Raw genomic sequence first — 26,391 nt, forward strand, 5'->3', positions numbered from 1 at the left:
AACCACGGCTGGACCAACTTCCTCGGACTTGTACGGACGGGGGCCGGACAGGGTACCTGCCCGACCCCCGCAAGGGTACGACGGATCGTCTCCGCCGCTCTACATCATCACTGGTCGCGGAAGCGGACGATCTTGACGAACTCGTCCGCGTCGAGCGAGGCACCGCCGACCAGGGCGCCGTCGATGTCGGCCTGCGCCATGATCTCGGCGACGTTGCCGGCCTTGACGGAGCCGCCGTACTGGATGCGGACCTTGTCGGCGAGCTCCTGCGAGTACAGCTCGGCGAGCTTGCCGCGGATCGCCGCGCAGACCTCCTGCGCGTCGTCGGCGCCGCAGACCTTGCCGGTGCCGATGGCCCACACCGGCTCGTAGGCGATCACGATCGTCTCGGCCTGCTCGGCCGGGACGTCCTTGAGGCCGCCCTCGACCTGGGCCAGGGTGTGCGCGACGGCGTTGCCGGCCTCGCGGACGTCCAGCTCCTCGCCGACGCAGAGGATCGGGGTGATCCCGTGCTTGAAGGCGGCCTTCACCTTGGCGTTGCAGACCTCGTCGTTCTCGGCGTGGTACTGGCGGCGCTCGGAGTGGCCGACGGCGACGTAGGCGCACTTCAGCTTCGCCAGCATGGGGCCGGAGATCTCGCCGGTGTACGCGCCGGAGTCGTGGGCCGAGAGGTCCTGGGCGCCGTACTTGATCTTCAGCTTGTCGCCGTCGACCAGGGTCTGCACGGAGCGCAGGTCGGTGAAGGGCACGAGGACCGCCGTCTCGACGGCGTCGTGGTCCTTGTCGGTGAGCGCGAAGGCGAGCTTCTGGACGTGGGCGATGGCCTCGAGGTGGTTGAGGTTCATCTTCCAGTTGCCCGCCATCAGCGGGGTGCGGGTGGTGCTCATAAGGGGGTCAGTCCTCCAGTGCGGCGAGGCCGGGAAGCGTCTTGCCCTCGAGGTATTCGAGGGAGGCGCCGCCGCCGGTCGAGATGTGGCCGAATGCATTCTCGTCGAAGCCCAGCTGGCGGACGGCCGCGGCCGAGTCGCCGCCGCCGACGACGGTGAAGGCCGCCGAGTCGAGCAGGCCCTGGGCGACGGCCTTGGTGCCGTTCGCGTAGTCGGGGTGCTCGAAGACGCCCATCGGGCCGTTCCAGAAGACCGTGCCCGCGTCGGCGAGCTTCGCCGCGTAGAGCTTCCGGGTCTCCGGGCCGATGTCCAGGCCCTCCTTGTCCGCCGGGATGGCGTCCGAGGCGACGGTGTCGGGGTTGGCCGGGGCCTTCGTCTTCAGGTCCGGGAAGTCGGCGGAGACCAGGACGTCGACGGGGAGCACGAACTCGACGCCGCGCTTCTCCGCCTCCGCCAGGTACTCCAGGCACTTGCCCTTCTGGTCGGCCTGGAGCAGCGAGATGCCGACCTCGTGGCCCTTGGCGGCCAGGAAGGTGTAGGCCATACCGCCGCCGATGAGGATGCGGTCGGCCTTCTGCAGCAGGTTGTCGATGACGCCCAGCTTGTCGGAGACCTTGGCGCCGCCGAGGACGACGACGTAGGGGCGCTTGACGTCCTCGGTGAGCTTCTTGAGGACGCCGACCTCGGTGGCGATGAGGTAGCCGGCGTAGTGCGGCAGCTTGCCCGGGAGGTCGAAGACCGAGGCGTGCTTGCGGTGCACGGCGCCGAAGCCGTCGCCGACGTAGACGTCGGCGAGCCGGGCCAGCTCGCCCGCGAAGGCGGCGCGCTCGGCGTCGTCCTTCGAGGTCTCGCCCGCGTTGAAGCGGAGGTTCTCGATGACGGCGACCTGGCCGTCGGAGAGGCCCGCGACGGTGGCCTTGGCCGAGTCGCCGACCGTGTCGGTCGCGAAGGCGACGTCGGCGCCGAGCAGTTCGCCGAGGCGCGCGGCGGCCGGGGCGAGGGAGAACTGCGGGTCCGGGGCGCCCTTGGGGCGGCCCAGGTGCGAGGCGACCACGACGCGGGCGCCGGCGTCGGCGAGCGCCTTCACGGTCGGGAGGACGGCGCGGATGCGGCCGTCGTCGGTGATGGTGGTGCCGTCGAGGGGCACGTTGAGGTCGGCGCGGACGAACACCCGCTTGCCGTTGACGCCCTCGGCGAGCAGCTCGTCGATCGTCTTCATCTGTTTCTCTGACTCCTTGGTACGCACGGTGGAGCACACGACACAGGGCTCGCGCAGTGCGTCATCGCACTGCCCGAGCCCTGCTTCACATCGAAAGCCCGCTCAGAAGCTTAGAGAGCTTAGAGCTGGCCGCCGACGAAGACGGTGAGGTCGACGAGGCGGTTGGAGTAACCCCACTCGTTGTCGTACCAGCCGAGGACCTTGACCGAGTTGCCCTCCTGGACCATCGTCAGCGACGAGTCGAAGGTGCAGGAGGCCGGGTCGCTCACGATGTCCGAGGAGACGATCTCGTCCTCGGTGTAGAACAGGATGCCCTTGAGCTCGCCGTCCGCGGCCTTCTTGAACGCGGCGTTGACCTCGTCCTTGGTGACCTCGCGGGAGAGCTCCACGACCAGGTCGGTGACCGAGCCGGTCGGGACCGGGACGCGCATGGCCATGCCGTCGAGCTTGCCCTTGAGCTGCGGGAGGACCAGGGCGGTGGCCTTGGCGGCACCCGTCGTGGTCGGGATGATGTTCTCCGCGGCGGCGCGGGCGCGGCGCAGGTCCTTGTGCGGGAAGTCCAGGATGCGCTGGTCGTTGGTGTACGCGTGGACCGTGGTCATCAGACCGCGGACGATGCCGAAGTTCTCGTCGAGGACCTTGGCCATCGGCGCGACACAGTTGGTGGTGCAGGACGCGTTGGAGATGACGTGGTGGTTGGCCGCGTCGTACTTGTCCTGGTTGACGCCCATGACGATGGTGATGTCCTCGTTCTTGGCCGGAGCCGAGATGAGGACCTTCTTGGCGCCGCCGGCGAGGTGCTTGGCGGCGTCGTCCCGGTTGGTGAAGATGCCGGTGGACTCGATGACGATGTCGACGCCGAGCTCGCCCCACGGGATGTCGGCCGGGTTGCGCTCGGACAGCACCTTGATGGTGTGGCCGTCGACGGTGATGGTGTCGGCGGTGTGGCTCACCTCGGCCTTGAGGCGGCCCAGGATGGTGTCGTACTTCAGCAGGTGTGCGGTGGTCGCGGTGTCGCCCAGGTCGTTGACGGCCACGACCTCGATGTCGGCACCCTGCTCAAGGAGCGCGCGGAAGTAGTTGCGACCGATACGGCCAAAGCCGTTGATGCCTACGCGGATCGTCACGAACCGATCTCCTCGTTAGGTACGCCGGGTTTCAGACGCCCGGCGAGCTTCATTTTTGGGATGTCCCCGACCGCTTACGACCCTACCTCTCCTGACGCCTTTGAGTGACATCGCGTACGGCCGGATGCGCCCGGAAACTGCCGGGAAAAGGCCGACAACCCGGATCTATCGCCAGGTATGGACCGCCCCGGAACCTCGGCTACCGCTACCCAGAGTGACGAAAATCGATGCTCGCCTGAGCAGCCCATTCAGCGTCGGAGCGAATTCAGCGCCTTTCTCAGCAGAGCCGCCCGTTCCGCCGCATTCGGGACGTGCTCCAGACCGAAGCCGAGGAGGACGGTGTCACGGGTGGTGACCGCCGCCTGTGAATGGAACAGCGCCCCGGAAATAGTCCAGTCGTTTCCGTTGCCGGGGCTTCCGGCCGGCGCTCCCGGTACGGACCAAGCGCCCATTCCGGACTCGAACCCCTCGGTGTCGGCCGTCGCGCCGGCGGTCAGCCGGAGCTCGTCGACGAACGCGCCCATCTCTCCGGTGCCGCCGTCGGAGACGTACGAGATCGCCAGCTCGACCCGCTTGCCCGCGTAGGCGCTCAGGTCGATCCTGGCCTGCCGCCAGCCGTTGGAGGGGCCGGTGAAGGCGTTCCACGCGCCGGTGGTGCCGGTGGCCGCGCAGCCGTCCGCCCCGACGGTGAGGTAGTGGGCGAGGAAGGGGTGACCGCGGACGTAGAAGCCCTCGCCACAGTCGGTGGGCGGCTCGGTGGAGGTGCCGCCGTTGACGTCGGGCAGCGTGGTCCAGTCGTCCTGCCCGACCGTGTGGGCCTCGACGATCACGTTGTCGTAGCCGGGCTCGGTGTCGTAGCTGACCTGGAAGGTCAGGTTCGGCTGCGAGGCGGCGGCGACGCCGGTGAGGTCCACGGTCCGGGCGAGCCGGCCCCAGGTGTCGTCGGCGTGGCGCAGCGCGGCGAAGCGGCTGCCCTCGTACGGCTCGAAGGGGGTGCGGATGCCGGGGTAGTCGCCCGCGGAGGCGCTGGAGGCGAACTGCGGGAACTCCTTCGGCGTGAGGGTGTCGGAGGTGACGGTGTAGGCGCCCGCGTTGTCGAGCGGGTTGCCGGCCGCGGCCGCGAGGCCCGTGCCGGCGCCGCCGAGGCGGCCGGAGCCGTTGAAGGACGGCGGGGCGTTCAGGCCGGCGCGGTGGTAGGCGCCCAGGTAGTACTGGGCGAAGTCGTTGGACTCGGCCCGGCCGACCTGGACGAGCCCGCCGGACTTCTCGCCGGCGTTGATCAGCTTGCCGCCCTCGTTGAGGTAGGCGCGGACGGCGAGCAGGGTGCCCCCGGAGGGCTGCTCGGCGCCGCTGTACCAGACGACGGTGCGGAAGTGGCTCAGCACGCCCAGCGGGTGCGGGGTGCCCTGCGTGGCGACGTCCCAGACGGCCGCCTTCCGGCCGGCGGCGGCGAGCGCCCGCACATAGGTGTCGGCGTTCTTCGCGGCGCCCGTGCCGCCCTCGTCGGCGAGGACGAGGACGTCGGCGCGGGGCCGCTGCGCCACGGTGTACGTGAACGAGGTGGACGCGGTCGCCCTGCCCTCCCGGGTGCGGGCGGTGTACCAGACCTCGACCCGGTCGCCGGGCCGGGCGCCCTGGACCACGCCGCGGTACTCGTCGAAGTAGAGGTTGTCCCCGCCGCCGTAGGTCTCGCCGCCCTGCCAGGCCTCCAGCTTCCCGCGGTGGACGCGGCCGCCGTTGATCCGGTAGTCGAGCGTCTTGCCGCGCAGCGACTTGCGGGCGGTGACGGACACCTGCTGGTCCGCGCCGCGGGCGTACGAGGCGGTGAAGGCGCTCGGGGTGAAGTCGGGGGCGTCGATGCCGACCGGGGAGACCGGGCGGTCCGGGTGGGCGGCGGTCTCGGCGACGGCGAGCGCGAAGGGGATGTTCTTCGCGAACTCGGCCTGGATCAGCTTCTCGTCGTCCGGGAAGGTGAAGACCGAGGCGCAGTCCGCCGGGTCCCAGGCGTCGTTCGGGTCCACGCGGGAGGCGGTGGCGCAGGTCGACATCTCCGGGGTGAACATCTGCATCCCGTTGACGTTCGCGGCGTGGCCGTCGGCCTCGCCGTTGGTGATGTAGAGCTCGGAGGAGACCTGCGAGCGGTAGCCGGGGATCGCGGGCTTCTGCGGGGTCCCGGCGAGCGCCTTGAGGGCCACGTCGTCGGGGGTGTCGGTGGCGACCTGCCAGCCCACGCCGTACAGCAGGAGCTGCGCGGCGGAGTGGTAGTTGACGCCGTAGCGGAAGCCGACGCGCTTCTCGAAGGCGTCCAGGGCGCGGGTCTCCGGCTCGGACATGGCGCGGGCGCCGCGATAGGTCTCGTCGGCCGGGTCGGGGGACGAGCCCTCGTTGTCGTAGCCCCACTTGTAGGCGAAGTTGCGGTTGAGGTCGACGCCGTCGCCGGGGCCGATCTTCCCGTCGCCGTCGTTGTCGCGCAGGTTCTTGCGCCACTGGCGGTTGGCCGGGTCGGCGTGGGTGAAGTCGTAGCCGTCCGGGTTGGCGGAGATGACGAACCACAGCTCGGTGGTGTCGACGATCTTCGTGAGCCGGGGGTCCTTGCCGTAGCCGTCGAGGTAGTAGTGCATCAGCCGCCGGGTCATCTCCGGGGTGATCCACTCGCGGGCGTGCTGGTTGGACATGTACAGGGTGGCGGGCCGGGACCCGTCCTTGGTCTTCCGCGCGTCCCTGGTCAGTTTCAGCGCGAGGATGTCCTGGCCCCTGAGGGTCTTGCCGATGGAGACGACCTTGGTGAGGTCGGGGTGGGCCCGGGCGGTGTCCAGGATCTCCTGCTTGAGGCCGCCCTTGCCGCCGTACGGGCGGAAGACGCCGTCGCCTGCGGCCGCGACGCGCTTCTCGGCCTGCGCGGACAGCGTGTGCTCGGCGAGGGCGACGCCCTCCCGGCGCAGCTGCGCGGCCTGCGTGGCGGTGAGGTAGAGCTCGACGGTGGCGGCGCCCCTGGCGGGCACCTGCTCGGTCAGCTCGTGCGCGTCGGTGCCGGCGTCGAGCAGGAGCGGCATCTGCTCCTTGGTGACCGTCGCCCGGTAGACGGTGAGGGCGTCGGTGTCGTTCCCGTGGTTCGGCTGCGCTCCGGCGACAGGTGCCGCCACCAGACCCGCGATCAGCAGTGAAGCCGCGGCGAGGATCGATCTCGCTCCGCGTCTCATAAGCCCCCCTTGCCGTTGTCTGCCACGAAAGTGAACAGACGCCAGGCTCGTGGGGGCTCGTACCCCTGTCAAGAGTGCCGTCGGCGCGTCGACGGAAGCCCGCCAAACGGAACTGCCGGTACCTCAGAAAGGCACCGGCAGTGGGGAGTTGACTCCGAGTCGGGGGTCGCGCGGGACTCAGCCGACGAGACTGTCGTCCAGCTCCTCCGTCAGGTTGGACTCGGTCCCGGGGATGCCCAGGTCCTGCGCCCGCTTGTCGGCCATGGCGAGCAGCCGGCGGATCCGGCCGGCCACCGCGTCCTTGGTGAGCGGCGGGTCGGCGAGCGCGCCCAGCTCCTCCAGGGACGCCTGCTTGTGCTCCATGCGCAGCCGGCCGGCGGCGGCCAGGTGCTCGGGCACCTCCTCGCCGAGGATCTCCAGGGCCCGCTGGACGCGGGCACCGGCGGCCACGGCGGCGCGTGCGGAGCGGCGCAGGTTGGCGTCGTCGAAGTTGGCGAGCCGGTTGGCGGTGGCGCGGACCTCGCGCCGCATCCGCCGCTCCTCCCAGGCGAGCACCGACTCGTGCGCGCCGAGCCGGGTCAGCAGGGCGCCGATGGCGTCGCCGTCGCGGACCACGACCCGGTCCACGCCCCGCACCTCACGCGCCTTGGCCGCGATGGAGAGCCGGCGGGCGGCGCCGACCAGGGCGAGCGCGGCCTCCGGGCCGGGGCAGGTGACCTCCAGGGAGGAGGAGCGGCCCGGCTCGGTCAGCGAGCCGTGCGCCAGGAAGGCGCCGCGCCAGGCCGCCTCGGCGTCACAGGTGGCCCCGGACACGACCTGCGGGGGCAGCCCGCGGATGGGGCGGCCGCGGCCGTCCACCAGACCGGTCTGCCGGGCCAGCTGGTCGCCGCCGGCGACCACGCGCACCACGAAGCGCGAGCCGCGGCGCAGCCCGCCGGGGGCCATCACGATCAGCTCGGAACTGTGCCCGAAGATCTCCAGGATGTCCCGCTTGAGCCGGCGGGCCGCCATCGCGGTGTCCAGCTCCGCCTCGATCACGATCCGGCCGCTCACCAGGTGCAGCCCGCCCGCGAACCGCAGGATCGACGAGACCTCGGCCTTCCTGCAGCAGGTCCGGGTGACGGGAAGCCGGGAGATCTCGTCCTTCACCGCTGCCGTCATCGCCATGGGCCGATCCTTCCATGCATCCGAAAAATACGGTCGTACGCGGCGGCCAACAGCTCCGGGTCGTGCTTCGGAGCACCGTCGGGCCTGGCCACCGGCGCCAGCTCGACCGCGGCGCCGAGCCGCTTGGCGGCGTCGGCCAGTGACTCGCGGTCGGGCACGGCGGCCTCGTCGGCCAGCACCACGTCCAGGGCGAGTTTAGGGGCGTGTCGGGCCAAAACCTCCAAATGACGCTGCGGGGAGAAGCCCTCGGTTTCTCCGGGCTGCGGCGCGAGGTTCAGCGAGAGCACCCGGCGGGCCTTGGTCTCCATCAGGGCGTCGAGGAGCTCGGGCACGAGGAGGTGCGGGATCACCGACGAGAACCAGGAGCCCGGGCCGAGGACCACCCAGTCCGCGTCCAGGACGGCGGCGACCGCCTCGGGCACCGCCGGCGGGTCGTGCGGCACCAGGTGCACCGACTGCACCTCACCGGGCGTGAGCGCCACGGTGGCCTGGCCCCGTACCGTGTCGATGTCCTGCGGGCGCGCCGGGTCGTGGCCCCTGACCAGGGCCTGGAGCTCCAACGGCACGGCGGACATGGGCAGCACCCGGCCCTGCGCCCCGAGCAGCCTGCCGACCAGGTCCAGGGCCTGTACGGGGTCGCCGAGCTGCTCCCAGAGGGCGACGATCAGCAGGTTGCCGACGGCGTGGCCGTGCATCTCGCCCTTGGACTGGAAGCGGTGCTGGATGACCCGCGCCCAGGTCTGGCCCCAGTCGTCGTCGCCGCACAGCGCGGCGAGCGCCTTGCGGAGGTCACCGGGCGGCAGCACGCCGAGCTCCTCGCGGAGCCGGCCGCTGGAGCCGCCGTCGTCGGCGACGGTGACCACGGCGGTCAGGTCGCCGGTGATCCGGCGCAGCGCGGCGAGGGAGGCCGACAGGCCCATGCCGCCGCCGAGGGCGACGACCTTGGGCTGGGCGCCGCGCCTGCGCAGCGTGCGCCGTACGGACAGGGTGGACGTGCGCCGGCGGTACGGCTTCACTCGCGCCCCATGTCCCGGTGGACGACGACGGTCTCGACGCCCTCCGAGGCCAGGCGGGCGGCCAGCTTCTCCGCGGTGGCCACCGAGCGGTGCTTGCCGCCGGTGCAGCCGACGGCGATGGTCACGTAGCGCTTGCCCTCGCGGCGGTAGCCGGCGGCGATCAGCTGGAGCAGCTCGGTGTAGCGGTCCAGGAACTCCTTGGCGCCGGGCTGGTTGTAGACGTAGTTGGCGACCTCCTCGTTGAGGCCGGTGAAGGGGCGCAGCTCGGGGACCCAGTGCGGGTTCGGCAGGAAGCGCATGTCGACGACGAGGTCGGCGTCGACCGGCAGGCCGTACTTGAAGCCGAACGACATCACGGTGGCCCGCAGCTCGGGCTCCTCCTCGCCGGCGAACTGGGCGTCCATCTTGGCGCGCAGTTCGTGCACGTTGAGGCTGGAGGTGTCGATCACCAGGTCGGCGTCGCCGCGCAGCTCGCGCAGCAGGTCGCGCTCGGCGGCGATGCCGTCGACGATGCGGCCGTCGCCCTGGAGCGGGTGCGGGCGGCGGACCGACTCGAAGCGCCGGACGAGGGCCTCGTCGGAGGACTCCAGGAAGACGATCCGGCGGGTGACCTGCTGGGCGTCGAGGGCGGCGAGGGAGTCCTTGAGGTTGTCGAAGAACTGCCGGCCGCGGACGTCGACGACGACCGCGATCCGGGCCACGTTCCCCTGGGAGCGGGCGCCGAGCTCCACCATGGTGGGGATCAGCGCGGGCGGCAGGTTGTCGACGACGAACCAGCCGAGGTCCTCCAGGCACTTCGCCGCGGTGGACCGGCCGGCGCCGGACATGCCGGAGATGATCACCAGTTCGGGGATGGCCGCGTCGGCGTTGTTGTTCTCGCCGTTGTTCTCGCCGGCGGGCTCTGGGGTGCCCGTGTCCATGTCCGGTGCTCCGTCTTCGTACTCGATGTGCTGGTCGTGCCGGTCGTTCTCGGTCATGCCGTGGTGCCCCCGTCGTCTTCCATGATCTCTCCTGTGGCCGTGTTCACGGCGGGCGCGGCCGGGGCCGCCTGCGCGAGGGCCACCGCCACGGCCTCGGCCGTCTTCCGGCCCATGCCGGGGACCTCGCAGATCTGGTCGATTGTCGCCTGCCGGAGCCGTTTGACCGAGCCGAAATGCTTGATGAGCGCCTGTTTCCGCGTCTCGCCGAGGCCGGGGACGGCGTCCAGCGGGCTGGTGCGGATGCGTTTGCTGCGCTTGGACCGCTGGTAGCGGATGGCGAAGTCGTGAGCCGCGTCACGCACCCGCTGGAGGAGGTACAGGCCCTCGGAGGAGCGCGGCAGCACGACCGGGTCGTCGTCGCCGGGCAGCCAGACCTCCTCCAGGCGCTTGGCGAGGCCGCAGACGGCCACGTCGTCGATGCCGAGCTCGTCCAGGGCCCGCCGGGCGGCGGCGACCTGCGGCTGTCCGCCGTCGACGACGACGAGCTGCGGCGGGTAGGCGAAGCGCTTGGGCCGCCCGTCGTCCTCGGGGGCGTCGGCCGGCACCTCGCCGTCGCCCCACTCCCCCGTCCGCTCCTTCTCGGCGAGGTAGCGCCTGAAGCGGCGGCTGATCACCTCGTGCATGGACCGGACGTCGTCCTGTCCCTGGCCGTGCCAGACCTGCGTGTCTCCGACACGACCCTTGATCTGGAAGCGGCGGAACTCGCTCTTGCGCGGCAGCCCGTCCTCGAAGACGACCATGGAGGCCACGACGTCCTCGCCCTGCAGGTGCGAGATGTCGAAGCACTCGATGCGCAGCGGCGCCGAGTCCAGGTCCAGGGCCTCGGCGATCTCCTCCAGGGCCCGGGAGCGCGTGGTCAGGTCGCTGGCCCGCTTCGTCTTGTGCAGCACGAGCGCCTGCTGCGCGTTGCGCGCGACGGTCTCCATCAGGGCCTTCTTGTCGCCGCGCTGCGGTATGCGCAGCGACACGTTCGACCCGCGGCGGCCGGAGAGCCAGGCGGTGACGGCCCCCTCGTCCTCGGGCAGGGCGGGGACCAGGACCTCCTTGGGGACCGCGTCGCCGCTCTCCTCGCCGTACAGCTGCTGGAGGGCGTGCTCGACGAGCCCGGCCGTGTCGACGGCCTCGACCTTGTCGGTGACCCAGCCGCGCTGGCCGCGCACGCGTCCGCCGCGCACGTGGAAGATCTGGACGGCGGCCTCCAGCTCGTCCTCGGCGAGCGCGATCAGGTCGGCGTCGGTGGCGTCGGCGAGCACCACCGCGTTCTTCTCCATCGCCTTGCGCAGCGCCTCTATGTCGTCGCGCAGCCGGGCGGCCTTCTCGTACTCCATGTCCTCGGCCGCGAGCATCATCTGCTTCTCCAGGCGGCGGAGGTACGTGCCGGTGCGGCCGGCCATGAAGTCGCAGAAGTCGTCGGCCAGTTCGCGGTGCTCCTCGGGGGTGACCCGGCCGACGCAGGGCGCCGAGCACTTGCCGATGTAGCCGAGCAGGCAGGGCCGGCCGGCCGAGGCGGCGTTGCGGAACACGCCCGCGGAGCACGTACGCACCGGGAAGACCCGCAGCATCAGGTCGACGGTCTCGCGGATCGCCCACGCGTGCGCGTACGGCCCGAAGTAGCGCACGCCCTTCTTCTTGTGGCCGCGCATGACCTGGACGCGCGGGATCTCCTCGTTCAGGGTCACCGCGAGGTACGGGTAGCTCTTGTCGTCCCGGTACTTGACGTTGAACCGGGGGTCGAACTCCTTGATCCAGGAGTACTCCAGCTGCAGCGCCTCGACTTCCGTCGACACGACCGTCCACTCCACGGAGGCGGCCGTGGTCACCATCGTCGCGGTGCGCGGGTGCAGGCTCGCGAGCGGCTGGAAGTAGTTCGCGAGCCGCTGACGCAGGGACTTCGCCTTCCCGACGTAGATCACCCGGCGGTGCTCGTCGCGGAACTTGTAGACCCCCGGCGAGTCGGGGATCTCTCCCGGCCTGGGGCGGTAGCTGGAGGGGTCGGCCATGGTCCCCACCCTACTGGCGGGGACCGACACTCAGGCCGCGCCCGCTCGTTGCCCGGGCATGACGAACCAGGGTTCAGGACGGCTCGCCGGCCGGGTGTGCGTGGTGACGGGCGCGGCCAGCGGAATCGGCCGCGCGACGGCGCTGCGCTTCGCTGCGGAGGGCGCGCGGGTGGTGGCGACGGACGTGGACGAGGAGCGGCTCGGCGACGGCACGCTCGGCGACGACGTGGTGACGGTGGTGGGCGACGTCTCGGACGACGCCGACGCCCGCCGCATGATCACCACCGCGGTGGACCGCTTCGGCCGGCTCGACGTCCTGGTGGCGAACGCCGGCGTGATCCCGCTGCTCGACGTGGTGGAGGCGAGCGCCGCGGACTTCGACCGGGTGATGGCGGTCGACGGCCGCGGCATGTTCCTGACCTGCAAGTACGCGATCGAGGCGATGCGTACGAGCGGCGGCGGCGCGATCGTCTGCACCTCCTCCGTCTCCGGCGTCGCCGGCCAGGCGCGCCAGGCCGTCTACGGCCCGGCCAAGTTCGTGGCGACCGGCCTCACCAAGCACCTGGCGGTGGAGTGGGCCGCGCACGGCATCCGCGTCAACGCGGTCGCCCCCGGCACCATCGAGACCGAACGCGTAGCCGCCGCCCGCCACGAGCCCGGCGGCCCCGAATACCTGGAGACCGTCTCCCGCGCCCACCCGATGGGCCGCTTCGGCCGCCCGGAGGAGGTGGCCGCGGCGATCCTCTTCCTCGCCTCGGACGAGGCGTCGTTCGTGACGGGCGCGGTGCTGCCGGTGGACGGGGGGTACCTGGCGCAGTGAGGGGGGCGGGGTGGTGGCGGCCGTGCGGGTGGGGCGGGCGGGGTGGGGCGGGACGCCCGCGGCGGGTCGAGGAAGGCCGGGGCTGCGCCGGAGGCTGAGGGCAGGGCCACGGCAGGCCGACGGGCCGGGTTTGCCCGCCCTCCGCACCCGTCGGGTGCGGAGGGCGGGCGAGGGGTGGCGGTGGCGGCCGCCTGGGCCGCTGCCGCCGGGTGTCAGGGCGTCCGCGCTGCGTTGCGGCGGCGGCGTAGCGCTGTCGCGCCCGCCAGGGCCAGTGCGAGCAGCGCGCTCGCGCCCAGCGCGGCGGAGGTGGCCGTGACGGTCGGCTCGCTGTCGGCGGCGGGCACGGCGGGTCCGGAGTCGTAGCCGCCGGCTGCGCCCTTCCTCGCGTACGCGGAGCCCGGCAGCTTGTCCCCGTACGCCCGGACGACCCGCGTCCGGTACGCGGCGAGGGTGGTGCCGTTCCTCCCGACGGCCCGCGTCGCGTCCTCGTCCAGGGGCAGTACCTTCGTGCCCTTCTGCACGTACCACGCGTCGATCTGCGGCTCGCGGAAGACCAGACCGCCGGGCAGCGTCCGCCGCCCCTGCTCGGTGTAGCGCCGTTCGTCGTCGCCGGTGGCGATGTTGACCACCTGCCAGCCGCCGCCCGCGCCGCGCACGGTCCACAGCGAGGCCGTCCGGCCGTCGGCGGCGACCGCCGTGCCGGCGTAGAACTCGACCCGGGCCACCGGCGCCCCCGGCTTCCCGGCCACGAAGTCGGGCGACAGGAGCCGTACGGGGACGGCGGCGCCCTCGATGCGGGGCTTCGCCGCCGTACGGGCCAGGGCACCGCCCCGGGCGCCCCGGACGTCCCGCGCGTCCCGGGCGAAGAAGCGGGCGACCATGTCGAGGGTCTGCGGCGCGGCGGCCGCCTGCTCCGGGGTGGGCGCGCTGGGGAGCGGCGCGGCGCCGGCAGGGGCAGCGCCGAGAGCCACCAGCAGACCCGCGAGGGCCACCACCCGTATGCGTGCGCTCATCGTCGTCGTCACGTCGTCACGCCCCGATCCGGTAGAGCGAGTGCGTCCAGGAGAACGAGCCGTTGTTCACGTACCAGGCGTGCGAGGCCCAGTTGTAGCGGTCGCTGGTCGGCCAGGGGTCGCCCCAGTAGACCCAGCTGTCGGCGTCGTCGTAGCCGTAGATGACGTGCATGTGCCCGCCGCCGCTGGACCACTGGATCCGGGTCTCGACCGGCCGGTCGGCGTTGATCTCGGTCTGCACGGTCGAGTAGCGCAGCCATCCGTCCACGTACGAGCCCGGGTTGATGCCGGCCCAGCTCAGCCCGTTCTGCACGTTGGCGAGGGTGGCCTGCCAGTTGGGGCAGTCGTAGCCCTGCTGCCGGTTGAAGGCCGCGTTGCAGAACTGGTTCTGCGTGTAGCTGCGGCCGTACCAGGTGGCGATGGTGTTCCCGGCGCCGGCCCAGCACCAGTTGCTCTTCTGCTGCGCCTGCATGGTGATGTCCAGGCGCTTGTACGACAGGGTGCCGACGTCCTCGGCGCTCGCCGGCGCGGCGGGGACGAGCGACAGGGCGGCGGTCGCGGCCAGCGCCGCCAGGATCGGCTTGCTTCTGCGCATCGCGTTCCTCCCGGGGTGGGGATGTGGGGAGTCGGAGGAGAGGAGCGCGTCCGGACGCTGCGAGGAGCATCGGGCGTTGTCCGGAGCGGGTCAACACGCTTCAATGCGGGGTGACGGCGCGCTGTGAACGGTGTGACCCGGGTGTGAACGGCCGTCCCCGGCTCACCTGCCCGCCCACCGTCGGCGGCAGCCGCTCCGCCTCCCCCACCGTGAACGTTCACTGAGGAGTCCTCGTGGGCCAATCCGAGGCCGATCTCGTGCAGTTGCTGCACACGGGTCCGTTCCACCTGGCGCTGCGCACCGCGCTCGCCGTGCGTGGGCTGCCGCTCCAGCGGGTCCAGCACCATCTGGCGCACCGGGGCGTCCGGGTCGGCGTGACGAGCCTGAGCTACTGGCAGCAGGGCGCCCGCCGCCCGCAGCGGCCCGAGTCGATGAAGGCGGTGCGGGCCCTGGAGGAGGTGCTCCAGCTGCCCGACAACTCGCTGATCCGGCTGCTCACCGAGGACGCCGCCGCCCGCGCCGACGTGGAACGCCCGGCCACCCGCCCGTACCGCTCGCTCGTCGAGGCCTCGGGGGCGGTCGAGCGGCTGCTCGCGGAGCTGGAGTGCCCGGCGGACGGCGGGCTGCACACGGTGGGCCACCAGGAGCGGGTGCGGATCGGGGCGGGCCGTGAGCTGCTCGGCCGGGACTCGCAGCAGGTGGTGCGGGCGCACCGGGACGGCGTCGACCGCTATCTGGCGATACACCGGGGCGACCCGGGCTGCGAGGTGTCGCGGGTGGTGGTGCGGGCGACGGAGAACTGCCGCACGGGGCGGGTGCGGCGGCACGCGGAGACCGGGGTGGTCGTCGCCGAGCTGCTCTTCGACACCCGGCTGCGGGCCGGGGACACGTATCTCTTCTCGTACGGCTTCGAGGACGGTACGGGCGGTCCGAGCCGGGAGTACGTGCGCGGGTTCAGCTTCGCGGGCGGGCAGTACGTGCTCCAGGTCCGCTTCGACGAGGCGGCGCTGCCGGTGCGCTGCCGGCGGTTCGCCCAGGTGTCGACGGGGGCGCCGCGCGGCGGCCGGGCCGAGCTGACGCTGAGCGGCCGGCACCGCGCGGTGCACGTCGTGGAGCAGGGGGTGCGCCCGGGGATCCTGGGGATCGACTGGGACTGGGCGTGAGCCCCGCCGGGCTCTGATCACGCCTTGTGATGTCGCACCCTGTGGCGTTACGCCCTGTGGCGGTACACCTTGGGGCGTTACGCCTTGGGGCCCGCGATCAGCTGGCCGTTCTCGACACGCACCGGGACCTCGGGCAGCGGCACGGTCGCCGGGCCCTGGACGGCCTCTCCGGTGGCCACGTCGAAGCGGCTGCCGTGGCAGGGGCAGTTGCCGTGCTTGTCCTCGATCCGGTCGAGGAGGCAGCCGGCGTGGGTGCACTGGGCGCTGAACGCCTTGTACTGGCCCTTGGCCGGGCAGTGCACCAGCACGCGCTGCTCGCGGTAGAGCTTGGCGCCGCCGACGGGCACCTCGTCGGGCGAGCCGAGCGTGACGGGGGCGGTCGGCGTCGGGTTCTCGGCGTGACCGAGCTTGGACTCGGTGGAGCAGGCGGCGACACCCAGCCCGGCGGCCCCGGCGAGGGCGGCGCCTTTCAGTACGGTGCGGCGGGGGGTCTGGCCGGACATGAGCGCTCCACGGGGGACGGGGGTGACGGTTCCGGCATCCGACGATACCGGCGGGGTTTCGCTCCCTTTCGCGCGGGTCTGTCGCGGGTCCGGCGCCGGTCCGTCGCCGGGTCCGGCACGGGGACACAGGCTGTCGCCCCGAGAGGGGACGCGGGCCCCGCGCCGGGCCTGCCACGGTCGCACGGGCTCCGTCACCAGGCCCGTCACGAGGTCCGTCACCAGGTCCGTCACCGTCACGCAGGGCTGTCGTGCCGGGCGGGACATGGGTTACGTTCCGGTACGTGATCGTCGTCGCCGGTGAGTCCCTGATCGACCTGGTCCCGGACGGGGGGCCGGACCCGCTGTCGCCGCTGCTGCCGCGGCCGGGCGGCGGCCCGTACAACACGGCGGTGGCCCTGGGGCGGCTCGGCGCGGACGCCGCCTTCTGTTCGCGGGTGTCGACGGACGCCTTCGGGGAGGCGCTGCTCGCGGGGCTGCGGGCGGCGGGCGTGGCGACCGGGCTGGTGCAGCGCGGGCCGGAGCCCACGACGCTGGCGGTGGCCTCGGTGGGCCCGGACGGCTCCGCGCGCTACGGCTTCTACGTGGAGGGCACGGCGGACCGGTTCTTCACGCTGCCCGAGCGGCTGCCGGAGGAAGTACGGGCGATCGCCTTCGGGACCTGCTCACTGGCCCTGGAGCCGGGCGCCGGCGCGTACGAGGCGCTGCTGCGGCGCTCGTACTGGCAGGGCGCCCTCACCCTGCTCGACCCGAACATCCGGCCGGGCCTGCTGCCGGACCCTGCGGCCTACCGGGAGCGCTTCACGGGCTGGCTGCCGTACGTCTCGCTCCTGAAGCTGTCGGAGGAGGACGCCGACTGGCTGGACGGGTCTCCGGAGGAGTGGCTGGCCGCCGGGCCGGACGCGGTGGTGCTGACCCGGGGCGGCGCGGGTCTGACGGTCTTCACACGCGGCTTCGAGGTGTCCGTGCCGTCCGTGCGGGTGCGGGTGGTCGACACGATCGGCGCGGGCGACACGGTGAACGCGGCCCTGCTGCACGGCCTGGCGGACCGTGCCCCGGCCGCCCTGGGCCCGGAGGACTGGCGGGAGCTGCTGTCCTTCGCGGCCCGCGCGGCGGCAATCACCTGCACGCGGGCGGGCGCGGAACCCCCGTACGGGCACGAGCTCGTCGACGGCTAGGCCAGGTCGCCAGGTCGTGCGGACGTCCTGAAGCCCGAAGCAGCCTCCCAGGGCCCCGGGCAGCTCCTGCGGCCCGGGACATGCCCGAGGGGGCGCCCGCCTTTCGGCGGACGCCCCCTCGAAGCCCGGCCCAGCCCGGCGCGACCGAACCGGCCCGGCCCAGTCCCGCGACCGTCAGGCCTTGCGGGTCCGGGCGGCGGTCGTCTTCTTCGCGGCGGTCTTCTTCGCGGGCGCGGGCACGGCCTTCTTGGTCGTGCTCTTGGCGGCCGCGGCCTTCTTCGCCGGGGCCTTCTTCGCCGGCGTCGCCTTCTTGGCGCCGCGTGCGGCCGGGACCGTGGCCGCCGCGTCGCTGACGCGGTCGCCGAGGATCTCGCGAAGGAACTTGCCGGTGTGGCTGGCCGGGATCGACGCGACCTCCTCGGGCGTGCCCTCGGCGACGACCAGACCGCCGCCGCTGCCGCCCTCGGGGCCCATGTCGATGAGCCAGTCCGCGGTCTTGATGACGTCCAGGTTGTGCTCGATGACGATCACCGAGTTGCCCTTGTCGACCAGGCCGGACAGGACCTTGATCAGCTTCGAGATGTCCTCGAAGTGGAGGCCCGTGGTCGGCTCGTCCAGGACGTAGACCGTGCGGCCCGTGGAGCGCTTCTGCAGCTCGGAGGCGAGCTTGACGCGCTGGGCCTCGCCGCCGGAGAGCGTCGGCGCGGACTGGCCGAGCCGGACGTACCCCAGGCCGACCTCGGTCAGCGTGCGCAGATGGCGGGAGATCGTCGGGACGGCCTCGAAGAAGTCCAGGGCCTCCTCGATCGGCATGTCCAGGACCTCGGAGATGGACTTGCCCTTGTAGTGGACCTCCAGCGTCTCCCGGTTGTACCGGTCGCCGTGGCAGACCTCGCACGGGACGTAGACGTCCGGGAGGAAGTTCATCTCGATCTTGATGGTGCCGTCGCCGGAGCAGTTCTCGCAGCGGCCGCCCTTGACGTTGAAGGAGAAGCGGCCGGGCAGATAGCCGCGGACCTTCGCCTCCATCGTCTCCGCGAAGAGCTTGCGGATGTGGTCGAAGACGCCGGTGTAGGTCGCCGGGTTCGACCGCGGGGTGCGGCCGATGGGCGACTGGTCGACGTGCACGACCTTGTCGACGAGGTCGTCGCCGTCCACCCGGGTGTGCCGGCCGGGCACCGACTTGGCGCCGTTCAGCTCGCGCGCCAGGTGGGTGTAGAGGATGTCGTTGACCAGGGTCGACTTGCCGGAGCCGGAGACACCGGTGACGGCGGTGAGGACGCCGAGCGGGAAGGAGACGTCGATGTCCTGGAGGTTGTTCTCGCGGGCGCCGTGCACGGTGAGGCGGCGCGAGGGATCCACGGGGCGGCGGATGTCCGGGGTCGCGATCGCCCTGCGGCCGGACAGGTACTGCCCGGTCATCGACTCCTTGTTGGCGAGCAGCTCCTTCAGCGGTCCGGAGTGGACGACCTTGCCGCCGTGCTCGCCGGCGCCGGGGCCGATGTCGACGACCCAGTCGGCGACCTTGATGGTGTCCTCGTCGTGCTCGACCACGATGAGCGTGTTGCCCATGTCGCGCAGCCGGACCAGGGTCTCGATGAGGCGGTGGTTGTCGCGCTGGTGCAGGCCGATGGACGGCTCGTCGAGCACGTAGAGCACGCCGACCAGGCCGGAGCCGATCTGGGTGGCGAGCCGGATGCGCTGGGCCTCGCCGCCGGAGAGGGTGCCGGCGGCCCGGTTGAGCGAGAGGTAGTCGAGGCCGACGTCGACGAGGAAGCGCAGCCGCTCGTTGACCTCCTTGAGGACCCGCTCGGCGATCTTCTTGTCGCGGGCGTTCAGGGTGAGGCGGCCGAGGAACTCGGCGCAGTCGCTGATCGACATCGCCGAGACCTCGGCGATGGACTTCTCCATCACCGTGACGGCGAGGACGATCGGCTTGAGCCGGGTGCCCTCACAGGTGGGGCAGGGCACCTCGCGCATGTACCCCTCGAAGCGCTCGCGGCTGGAGTCGCTCTCGGCCTCGCTGTGCCGCCGCTTCACGAAGGAGACGGCGCCCTCGAAGGCGGGGGTGGTGTAGGCCCGCTCGCGGCCGTACCGGTTGCGGTAGCGCACCTCGACCTGGGTCTTGTGGCCGTACATCAGGGCCTTCTTGGCGCGCTGCGGCAGCCCGGCGTACGGGATGTCGGTGCGGAAGCCCAGGGCCTGGGAGAGGCCGCCGATGAGCCGGCCGAAGTACTCCTTGGTGTGGCCGTGCGACCAGGGGTGGATGGCGCCCTCGTCGAGCGACTTCTCCTCGTCGGGGACGACCAGCTCGGGGTCGACCTCCATGCGGGTGCCGATGCCGGTGCAGTCGGGGCAGGCGCCGAAGGGCGAGTTGAAGGAGAAGGAGCGCGGCTCCAGCTCCTCGAAGGACAGGTCGTCGTACGGGCAGTAGAGGTGCTCCGAGTACATCCGCTCGCGCTCGGGGTCGTCCTCGGCGAGGTCGACGAAGTCGAGCACGACCATGCCGCCGGAGAGGCCGAGCGCGGTCTCGACGGAGTCGGTGAGCCGGCGCTTGGCGCTGTCCTTCACGGTGAGGCGGTCGACGACCACCTCGATGGTGTGCTTCTCCTGCTTCTTGAGCGTCGGCGGCTCGCTGAGCTGGATCGTCTGCCCGTCGACCCGGGCGCGGCTGTAGCCCTTGGTCTGGAGGTCGGCGAAAAGGTCGACGAACTCGCCCTTGCGCTCGCGGACCAGCGGCGAGAGCACCTGGAAGCGGCTGCCCTCGGGCAGCTCCAGGACCTTGTCGACGATGGCCTGCGGCGACTGGCGGGAGATCGGCCGGCGGCACTCGGGGCAGTGCGGCTTGCCGATGCGGGCGAAGAGCAGCCGGAGGTAGTCGTAGACCTCGGTGATCGTGCCGACCGTCGAGCGCGGGTTGCGCGAGGTCGACTTCTGGTCGATGGAGACGGCGGGCGACAGACCTTCGATGAAGTCGACGTCCGGCTTGTCCATCTGGCCGAGGAACTGACGGGCGTAGGAGGAGAGCGACTCGACGTACCGGCGCTGCCCCTCGGCGAAGATCGTGTCGAACGCGAGGGAGGACTTGCCCGACCCGGACAGCCCGGTGAAGACGATGAGCGAGTCACGGGGGAGGTCGAGCGAGACGTTCTTGAGGTTGTGCTCGCGAGCGCCACGGACGATGAGACGGTCGGCCACGCCGGTCCGCACCTTTCTTGAGAGAGCGGATGTGCCTGAAGACCCAACAACCAAGGATGCCGGATGCTTCCATCGAGCCTATAGCACGCACATTCGATTTCCGGCCACCCGCTGCCTTCTTCACCCGAACGAGTGGCCACACCTCGGCCTTCGCCCAGGTCGGAGCCCCGGGGCCCTGGCCGGACCGGCCCGGAAACCCCTAGGGTCGGCGCCATGATCGACCATGTGCATGACCTCGCCTCAGTGCGCGAGGCGACCGACCGGCTCATCGCCGCCGTCTCCTCCTGGGACAACGCGGCTCTCGCCGAGCCGTCACGGCTTCCGGGCTGGACCCGCGGCCACGTCCTGGCCCACGTCGCCCGCAACGCCGACGCCCTCGTGAACGTCCTCCAAGGCCTGCCGATGTACAAGGACGGCGCCACCCGCGACGCCGACATCGAGCGGGACGCCACCCGGCCGCTCGACGTCCAGATCGCCGACCTGCGCGCCACCGCCGACCGCTTCCAGGCCGTGGGCGAGGAGCCCGCGGACTGGAACCGCACCGTCGAGCTGCGCAACGGCGTCACCGACAGTGCCTCCCGGGTCCCGTTCCGGCGCTGGGTCGAGGTGGCGCTGCACCACGTCGACCTGGGCGCCGGCTACGAGCTCGAGGACCTGCCGGAGGAGTTCCTGCTCCGGAAGATCGACTTCCTCGCCGACCGCTGGTCCGGCCGCCCGGACGTGCCCCCGGTGACCCTGCGCCTCGGATACGACGAGGACGCCCCGTCCTGGCGCACCGGCGGCACCGAGGGCAAGCCCGTCGTCCTGGGCGGCACCGCCGCGGAGCTGCTCGGCTGGCTGGCCGGCCGCGGCGACAAGGGCGCTCACCTCACCGTCCTGGCCGGCGACGGACTCCCCGAGCTCCCGCCGCTGTAACCGCAGTTGCCGCTTCACCTGTCAGTGGCCGGGGCTAGGCTGAGCCCATGACGTACAGCGGAGCGGTGAAGGTCGGCGGACCGGCGGACGTGCACGAGCTGCCCGACCTGATGATCTCGAAGGTCGCGGTCGGCCCGATGGACAACAACGCGTATCTGCTGCGCTGCCGGGCGACCGGCGAGCAGCTCCTCATCGACGCGGCCAACGAGCCCCGGACCCTGCTCAACCTGATCGGTGACGACGGCATCAAGGCCGTCGTCACCACCCACCAGCACGGCGACCACTGGCAGGCCCTGGCCGAGGTCGTCGAGGCCACCGGCGCCACGACGTACGCGGGTGCGTACGACGCCGAGGGCATCCCCGTCCCGACCGACGTCCGCGTCGAGGACGGCGACACGATCAGGGTCGGCCGGGTCGAGCTGACCGCCCGCCGCCTGGTCGGACACACCCCCGGCTCGATCGCCCTGGTCTACGACGACCCGCACGGCCACGCGCACGTGTTCACCGGCGACTGCCTCTTCCCCGGCGGCGTCGGCAACACACAGAAGGATCCCGAGAGGTTCGCGAGCCTCCTCCACGACGTGGAGACCAAGCTCTTCGACGCCCTCCCCGACGAGACCTGGGTCTATCCCGGCCACGGCGGCGACACCACTCTGGGCGCCGAGCGCCCGCACCTGGCGGAGTGGCGCGAGCGCGGCTGGTGACGACCACACGTGGATGACGACCATGTGTGGATGACGACAGTGCGCGGATGATCACAGTGCGCGAATGACGACACTGCGCAGGTGACGACAGTGCGCGGGTGGTGACCCTCGGGTCACTCCCGCGCGCCCCCGTAACCGCGACGGCGGGCGGGTAGTTGGCGCCACATGCACCCCAGTCACTCTCCGTCGCCGCCCGCCGCCCGCCGGTCGCCCTCCATGGGGCGGCTCGCAGCGGCCTCGCTCGTCGGCACGGCCATCGAGTTCTTCGACTTCTTCGTCTACGGCACGGCCGCCGCGCTCGTCCTCGGCCCGCTCTTCTTCCCGTCCTTCTCCCCGGTCGCCGGGACCCTCGCCGCCTTCGGCACCTTCGCGGTGGGCTTCGTGTCCCGGCCGCTCGGCTCGGTCGTCTTCGGCCATGTCGGCGACCGCCACGGCCGCCGCCCGGTCCTGTTCGCCTCGCTGCTGCTGACCGGCTGCGCGACGGTCGCGGTCGGCTGCGTTCCCACGTACGAGTCGATCGGCGTCGCCGCCCCCGTGCTGCTGCTCGTCCTGCGCTTCCTCCAGGGGCTCGGCCTCGGCGGGGAGTGGGGCGGTGCGGTGCTGCTGACCGCCGAGCACGCTCCGGCGGGGCGGCGGGCGCTGTGGGCGAGCTTCCCGCAGATCGGCCCGCCGGTCGGCTTCCTCCTCGCGAACGGCGTGATGCTGGCGCTGACCGCCGGCCTGAGCGACGCGGAGTTCCGCGCCTGGGGCTGGCGGGTGCCGTTCTGGGCGGCCGGGCTGCTCGCCGCCGCAGGGCTGCTGCTGCGCTCCTCGCTCGCGGAGACCCCGCAGTTCGAGGCGCTGGCCGCCGAGGGCCGCCGCGCGAACGCCCCGCTCACCGATGTGGTCCGCGGGCACTGGAGGCTCGTGCTGCTCACCGCGGGCGCGCTGGCCGTCGGCTACGCCGTCTTCTACACCGTCTCCACCTGGGCCCTCGCCTACGGCACGGAACGCCTCGGCGTCTCCAGCGCGGTGATGCTCGGGTGCGCGATGGGGGCGGTGGCCGTCTCGGGCGCGGTGACCCCGTTCGTGGCGCTCCTCGGCGACCGTTTCGGGCGCCGGATCCTGTGTCTGGCGGGCTGCGGCGCCTCGGCACTGTGGATGTTCCCGATGGTGGCCCTCCTGCACACCGGCCGCCCGCCGCTGATGTTCCTCGGCTTCCTCGGTTCGCTGCTGGCGTTCACCGCGATGTTCGCCGTGGTCGCCGCGTACCTCCCGGAGCTCTACGAACCCCGGGTGCGCTGCACGGGCGCGGCCGTCGGCTACAACCTGGCCGGCGTCCTCGGCGGCGCGCTCACCCCGATCGTCGCGACGGCGGTCTCGGAGGGCCGCTCGGGCCCGCCGTGGGGCGTGGCCGCGTATCTGACGGTGGTGGCGCTGGTGAGCCTGGGCTGCTTCGCGCTGCTCCCGGAGACGCTGCCGCTCCGGACGGCCGTACGGGAGCCGGAACCGGAGCCCGTATAAGCACGGAAAGGGGCCGGTGCGGGTCAGGCCGTGACGGTGTCCTTCTCGGCCTCGTCCGCCTCGCGCCGCGCCTGCTTCTTCGAAGCGATGAGGCTGGTGATCGTGGTGACGATCAGGACGCCGCAGATGACGGCGAGCGAGAACGGGATCGAGATCTCGGGGACGTGGACACCCGACTCGTGCAGGGCGTGCAGCACCAGCTTCACACCGATGAAGCCGAGGATCACCGACAGGCCGTAGCTGAGGTGGACCAGCTTCTTGAGCAGGCCGCCGATCAGGAAGTACAGCTGGCGCAGACCCATGAGGGCGAAGGCGTTGGCGGTGAAGACGACGTACGGGTCCTGGGTGAGGCCGAAGATCGCCGGGATGGAGTCGAGGGCGAACAGCACGTCGGTCGTGCCGATGGCCAGCATGACGACCATCAGCGGGGTCAGCACCCGCTTGCCGTTGTTGCGGATGAAGAGCTTGGTGCCGTGGTAACGGTCGGCGACGCCGAACTTCTTCTCGATGGACTTGAGGAGACGGTTCTCCTCGAAGTCCTCTTCCTCCTCGTCGGAGCGGGCCTCCTTGATGAGCTTCCAGGCGGTGTAGATCAGGAAGGCGCCGAAGAGGTAGAAGACCCAGGAGAAGCTGGTGATGATCGCGGCGCCGGCGGCGATGAAGATCGCGCGGAGCACCAGCGCGATCAGCACGCCCACGAGCAGTACACGCTGCTGGAGGTGGGAGGGCACGGAGAACTTCGCCATGATCAGGACGAAGACGAAGAGGTTGTCGACACTGAGCGACTTCTCCGTGATGAATCCGGCGAAGAACTCGCCGGACGCCTGACTGTTGCCGAAGACCATCAGGCCGAGGCCGAACAGCGCGGCGAGGACGATCCAGACCACCGTCCAGATGCCGGCCTCCTTGACCGACACGTCGTGGGGCTTGCGCCCGATGAAGAAGTCGACCGAGATGAGGGCGGCCAGACCGAGGATGGTCAGCACCCACAGGGTCATCGAAACGTCCACTGCGCCTCCGGCGTCGTACGGCTCGCGTGGAGCCTGCTCGTTGCCGGAGGTCTCTTCCACCCGGGCCGGCCGATCGCCGCCGGCCACGGGCCGGCGCCCCGGGATCAGGTGTCCGACCTGTCCGTACTGACGGGTACGCCGCGCTTGGGGAGTACTCCCCTCCGCAGGAAAGAGAGTACCCGAAGAACCAAGAAAAGGTAAAGAGAAGGGTAAAGTCGACCCAAAAGCGCAGGTCAGAGCCGTTCGGATCCCCATTGCCGACGTCCGTCGGCCACCTGGGCGAGCACCTGCCGGAGCACCCCGCTGCCCGCCGGGAAGACCGGCGGCTCGTACGTCCACGCGTGCCCGACCCACGGGTCGGCGAGGTGGTCGTCCGGCACCGGCGTGAGCCGTGTCAGCGAGCGCCACAGCGGGTCGAGCACCGGCCCGTACGCCGCGGCGTCCGCCCGGTCCGCGACCATCATCAGATGGGTGCCGACCGCCGGGCCCTCGTCGGCGAGATAGCGCAGCAGGTTGACCGCGCGGTCGTCGAAACCGTGCGGGAAATCGTGCACGATCAGCAGCTCCTCCGCGGTGTCCAGGCCGGGCGGCAGGTCCTCGGAGGCCTCGGCGCGCAGCGCCATCTGCAGCAGGTCGACCCGCTCGGTGAGCTGCGCCAGGACCGCCGAGACCCCGGCCGCGCCGGCCGCCGGCGGCCCCTCGATCACGCCCGCCTCGACGAGCGGGGCGAACGCGGCCGCGCCCGCTCCGGCCGCGTCGATCACCCGTACCCGGAAGCGGTGCGCCGGGTACACGGCGAGCAGCCGGACGGCGTGCGCGACGGCGCACTCCAGGGCGGCCCGGCGCAGCTCGGCCTCGTCGAGCAGCGCGGCGGCCAGGGAGTCGCCGCGCCCCGAGTCCACCCAGAGCCCGCGGGCGAGCGGCAGCCGGGCCAGGAACGGGATGCGCAGCGCGGTCCGCTCGGGGAGGTGCAGATCGCCGAGGCGGACGGCCATGGGCGCCTCCATGGGCACGCGGTACGCCTGCCAGACGGGGCTGTCCCAGCGGGCGTAGGCCGCCGGCAGCGCGGGCTCGACGACCTCGGACTCGGCGGTGAGCTGGGCGAGGTCGCGGTCCAGGGCCTCCCGGGCGCGGGCGGTGAGCTCGTCGTGCTTCGCCCTGGCCTCGGCCCGCGCGGCGTCGCCGGCTCCGCCGATCCTCGCCCGCGGGTCGGAGAGGGCCCGGTCGAGCTCCTGGTCGAGGCGGGACTCGGCGAACTGGCAGGCGCTGCGGTACGCGGCGGTGGTCCGGGCCAGGTCCTCGAACATGCCCCACACCTGGTTGTAGAGCCGCTCGTCCATCGTCCAGCCGGTCGCGTCACCGGCGACCGGGGTCGGGTACGCGGTGGGCTCGGCGTCCTGCGGGGGCCGCGGGGGCGCCGGGGCGGGCCCGGGGGCCGGGCGGCGGCCGGGGTGGGTGTAGTCGATGGGGCCGGTGCTCGCGGGCGGCTGCGCGGCCGGGCCGGGAGCGGGAGCCGGGGTGGGAGCGGGAGCCGGGGCGGGGGTCGGGGACGGGGCCGAGGTGGGGGTCGCGGTGGTCCGGCGGGCCCGGTCGGTCTCGGGGAGGCGCGGCGGCGGGGCTGCGACCGAGCGGGCGAGGCCCTGGGCGACGGCCTCCAGGACCGAGCCGGCCAGTTCCCCGGCGCCCGGGAGGCCCTGGTCGGCGAGGAGGGCGGCGAGTCCGCCCTCGTACCCCTGGCCGACGGCCCTGACCTTCCAGCCGCCCTGGCGGCGGTAGAGCTCCAGGGCGATCAGCGCGGACTCCCGGTCGAGGCCGCTGATCGTGTAGTCGGCGATGCCGGTGCCGTCGGGTGCGGTGACGCTGACGACGGGGGCGGCCGTGGCCCCGAAGCGGGTGGGGCCGCCCGCGCCGACGGGCAGGGCGAGGAGGACGGAGACCCGGTGGACGGTGTCCCGGACGGCCTCCAGGTCGACCGCGAGCCGGTGCCGCTCCGCGGCCTGCCGGGGCACCTCGATCCCCGGCAGCGCGGCAGCCCCGGGGTGGGCGACGGCCTCGGGGCCGGCGATCCGGCCCTGCTCGTCGGCGAGGGTGGCCGCGGCGACGACCGGATGACCGGCCGAGACCCGGATCTCCAGGCGGGTGTGGGGCAGGGGGTGGTTCTGCCCCCGGACCAGCTCGGCGGTCATCTGTTCCGTC

At 72.1% G+C, this 26,391-nt stretch carries 20 protein-coding genes; 6 read left to right on the top strand and 14 right to left on the bottom strand.

The features are described 5' to 3' along the window. Positions 1-107: 107 nt before the first annotated feature. From tpiA to uvrC, 8 genes are all read right to left on the bottom strand, one after another. Positions 108-863, bottom strand: a complete 756-nt coding sequence (gene tpiA / locus ACWEJX_RS05430) for a triose-phosphate isomerase (RefSeq protein ID WP_451606258.1) — start codon at positions 861-863, stop codon at positions 108-110. A gap of 31 nt (positions 864-894) precedes the next feature. After that, the gene (locus tag ACWEJX_RS05435; RefSeq protein ID WP_451606202.1) at positions 895-2,106 is read right to left on the bottom strand and encodes a phosphoglycerate kinase; all 1,212 of its coding nucleotides are present in this window, start codon (positions 2,104-2,106) and stop codon (positions 895-897) included. A 119-nt stretch (positions 2,107-2,225) separates the two neighbouring features. Further along, positions 2,226-3,233 carry a type I glyceraldehyde-3-phosphate dehydrogenase gene (gene gap / locus ACWEJX_RS05440; protein ID WP_403797874.1) on the bottom strand — a complete coding sequence of 336 codons (1,008 nt, stop codon included), beginning with the start codon at positions 3,231-3,233 and terminating at the stop codon, positions 2,226-2,228. Between the two features lie 248 nt (positions 3,234-3,481). Beyond that, positions 3,482-6,433: a M14 family zinc carboxypeptidase gene (locus ACWEJX_RS05445; RefSeq protein ID WP_451606203.1), complete on the bottom strand. Its 2,952-nt coding sequence runs from the start codon at positions 6,431-6,433 to the stop codon at positions 3,482-3,484. A 177-nt stretch (positions 6,434-6,610) separates the two neighbouring features. Next, on the bottom strand, positions 6,611-7,600 hold the full coding sequence (gene whiA / locus ACWEJX_RS05450) for a DNA-binding protein WhiA (RefSeq protein ID WP_030205188.1): 990 nt from the start codon (positions 7,598-7,600) through the stop codon (positions 6,611-6,613). Further along, positions 7,591-8,616, bottom strand: a complete 1,026-nt coding sequence (locus ACWEJX_RS05455; RefSeq protein WP_451606204.1) for a gluconeogenesis factor YvcK family protein — start codon at positions 8,614-8,616, stop codon at positions 7,591-7,593. Before ACWEJX_RS05455 ends, whiA begins: the two co-directional genes overlap by 10 nt. After that, positions 8,613-9,536, bottom strand: coding sequence for an RNase adapter RapZ (gene rapZ, locus ACWEJX_RS05460; RefSeq protein ID WP_403798589.1), 924 nt, complete (start codon positions 9,534-9,536; stop codon positions 8,613-8,615). Before rapZ ends, ACWEJX_RS05455 begins: the two co-directional genes overlap by 4 nt. Before the next feature lie 53 nt (positions 9,537-9,589). Continuing rightward, a complete protein-coding gene (uvrC, locus tag ACWEJX_RS05465; RefSeq protein WP_451606205.1) occupies positions 9,590-11,596 on the bottom strand; it encodes an excinuclease ABC subunit UvrC in 2,007 nt (668 codons plus the stop codon). A gap of 58 nt (positions 11,597-11,654) precedes the next feature. Here uvrC and ACWEJX_RS05470 point away from each other — a divergent pair, with 58 nt between their 5' ends. Further along, positions 11,655-12,416, top strand: a complete 762-nt coding sequence (locus ACWEJX_RS05470) for an SDR family NAD(P)-dependent oxidoreductase (RefSeq protein WP_451606206.1) — start codon at positions 11,655-11,657, stop codon at positions 12,414-12,416. Between the two features lie 212 nt (positions 12,417-12,628). Here the strand turns inward: ACWEJX_RS05470 and ACWEJX_RS05475 are convergent, their stop codons facing one another. Both ACWEJX_RS05475 and ACWEJX_RS05480 read right to left on the bottom strand, forming a co-directional pair. Further along, positions 12,629-13,429: a hypothetical protein gene (locus tag ACWEJX_RS05475; protein ID WP_451606207.1), complete on the bottom strand. Its 801-nt coding sequence runs from the start codon at positions 13,427-13,429 to the stop codon at positions 12,629-12,631. A 16-nt stretch (positions 13,430-13,445) separates the two neighbouring features. Continuing rightward, a complete protein-coding gene (locus ACWEJX_RS05480; protein ID WP_451606208.1) occupies positions 13,446-14,024 on the bottom strand; it encodes a papain-like cysteine protease family protein in 579 nt (192 codons plus the stop codon). A 233-nt stretch (positions 14,025-14,257) separates the two neighbouring features. Here ACWEJX_RS05480 and ACWEJX_RS05485 point away from each other — a divergent pair, with 233 nt between their 5' ends. Further along, complete coding sequence (locus tag ACWEJX_RS05485) at positions 14,258-15,187, top strand: hypothetical protein (RefSeq protein ID WP_451606209.1); 930 nt, start codon at positions 14,258-14,260, stop codon at positions 15,185-15,187. 77 nt (positions 15,188-15,264) lie between these two features. Here the strand turns inward: ACWEJX_RS05485 and ACWEJX_RS05490 are convergent, their stop codons facing one another. Further along, positions 15,265-15,690, bottom strand: a complete 426-nt coding sequence (locus tag ACWEJX_RS05490) for a Rieske (2Fe-2S) protein (RefSeq protein ID WP_451606210.1) — start codon at positions 15,688-15,690, stop codon at positions 15,265-15,267. 281 nt (positions 15,691-15,971) lie between these two features. On the opposite strand from ACWEJX_RS05490, the gene ACWEJX_RS05495 reads away from it, so the two are divergent. After that, positions 15,972-16,865 (top strand): carbohydrate kinase family protein, encoded by an 894-nt coding sequence (locus ACWEJX_RS05495; protein ID WP_451606211.1) that lies wholly within the window; start codon positions 15,972-15,974, stop codon positions 16,863-16,865. A 174-nt stretch (positions 16,866-17,039) separates the two neighbouring features. Here the strand turns inward: ACWEJX_RS05495 and uvrA are convergent, their stop codons facing one another. Further along, positions 17,040-20,063, bottom strand: a complete 3,024-nt coding sequence (uvrA, locus tag ACWEJX_RS05500) for an excinuclease ABC subunit UvrA (RefSeq protein WP_451606212.1) — start codon at positions 20,061-20,063, stop codon at positions 17,040-17,042. 213 nt (positions 20,064-20,276) lie between these two features. Between uvrA and ACWEJX_RS05505 the strand changes: the two genes are divergently transcribed. The 3 genes from ACWEJX_RS05505 (at position 20,277) to ACWEJX_RS05515 (ending at position 23,185) form a co-directional block, all read left to right on the top strand. After that, complete coding sequence (locus tag ACWEJX_RS05505) at positions 20,277-20,978, top strand: maleylpyruvate isomerase family mycothiol-dependent enzyme (RefSeq protein WP_451606213.1); 702 nt, start codon at positions 20,277-20,279, stop codon at positions 20,976-20,978. Positions 20,979-21,025: 47 nt separating this feature from the next. Continuing rightward, a complete protein-coding gene (locus tag ACWEJX_RS05510; protein ID WP_451606214.1) occupies positions 21,026-21,682 on the top strand; it encodes an MBL fold metallo-hydrolase in 657 nt (218 codons plus the stop codon). A gap of 216 nt (positions 21,683-21,898) precedes the next feature. Continuing rightward, positions 21,899-23,185: an MFS transporter gene (locus tag ACWEJX_RS05515; RefSeq protein ID WP_451606215.1), complete on the top strand. Its 1,287-nt coding sequence runs from the start codon at positions 21,899-21,901 to the stop codon at positions 23,183-23,185. Between the two features lie 23 nt (positions 23,186-23,208). On the opposite strand, the gene ACWEJX_RS05520 is transcribed toward ACWEJX_RS05515, so the two are convergent. Then, complete coding sequence (locus ACWEJX_RS05520; RefSeq protein ID WP_451606216.1) at positions 23,209-24,195, bottom strand: TerC family protein; 987 nt, start codon at positions 24,193-24,195, stop codon at positions 23,209-23,211. Between the two features lie 233 nt (positions 24,196-24,428). After that, positions 24,429-26,381, bottom strand: a complete 1,953-nt coding sequence (locus ACWEJX_RS05525) for a TerD family protein (RefSeq protein WP_451606217.1) — start codon at positions 26,379-26,381, stop codon at positions 24,429-24,431. Positions 26,382-26,391 lie beyond the last annotated feature (10 nt).

It is taken from the genome of Streptomyces sp. NPDC004788 (assembly GCF_053601115.1).

Excerpts from the sequence above, each read along its gene's own strand:
- tpiA (WP_451606258.1), bottom strand. The coding sequence starts at position 863 with ATGGCGGGCAACTGGAAGATGAACCTCAACCACCTCGAGGCCATCGCC.
- ACWEJX_RS05435 (WP_451606202.1), bottom strand. The coding sequence starts at position 2,106 with ATGAAGACGATCGACGAGCTGCTCGCCGAGGGCGTCAACGGCAAGCGG.
- ACWEJX_RS05445 (WP_451606203.1), bottom strand. The coding sequence starts at position 6,433 with ATGAGACGCGGAGCGAGATCGATCCTCGCCGCGGCTTCACTGCTGATC.
- whiA (WP_030205188.1), bottom strand. The coding sequence starts at position 7,600 with ATGGCGATGACGGCAGCGGTGAAGGACGAGATCTCCCGGCTTCCCGTC.
- rapZ (WP_403798589.1), bottom strand. The coding sequence starts at position 9,536 with ATGGACACGGGCACCCCAGAGCCCGCCGGCGAGAACAACGGCGAGAAC.
- uvrC (WP_451606205.1), bottom strand. The coding sequence starts at position 11,596 with ATGGCCGACCCCTCCAGCTACCGCCCCAGGCCGGGAGAGATCCCCGAC.
- ACWEJX_RS05470 (WP_451606206.1), top strand. The coding sequence starts at position 11,655 with ATGACGAACCAGGGTTCAGGACGGCTCGCCGGCCGGGTGTGCGTGGTG.
- ACWEJX_RS05475 (WP_451606207.1), bottom strand. The coding sequence starts at position 13,429 with ATGAGCGCACGCATACGGGTGGTGGCCCTCGCGGGTCTGCTGGTGGCT.
- ACWEJX_RS05480 (WP_451606208.1), bottom strand. The coding sequence starts at position 14,024 with ATGCGCAGAAGCAAGCCGATCCTGGCGGCGCTGGCCGCGACCGCCGCC.
- ACWEJX_RS05490 (WP_451606210.1), bottom strand. The coding sequence starts at position 15,690 with ATGTCCGGCCAGACCCCCCGCCGCACCGTACTGAAAGGCGCCGCCCTC.
- ACWEJX_RS05505 (WP_451606213.1), top strand. The coding sequence starts at position 20,277 with ATGATCGACCATGTGCATGACCTCGCCTCAGTGCGCGAGGCGACCGAC.
- ACWEJX_RS05510 (WP_451606214.1), top strand. The coding sequence starts at position 21,026 with ATGACGTACAGCGGAGCGGTGAAGGTCGGCGGACCGGCGGACGTGCAC.
- ACWEJX_RS05515 (WP_451606215.1), top strand. The coding sequence starts at position 21,899 with ATGGGGCGGCTCGCAGCGGCCTCGCTCGTCGGCACGGCCATCGAGTTC.
- ACWEJX_RS05525 (WP_451606217.1), bottom strand. The coding sequence starts at position 26,381 with ATGACCGCCGAGCTGGTCCGGGGGCAGAACCACCCCCTGCCCCACACC.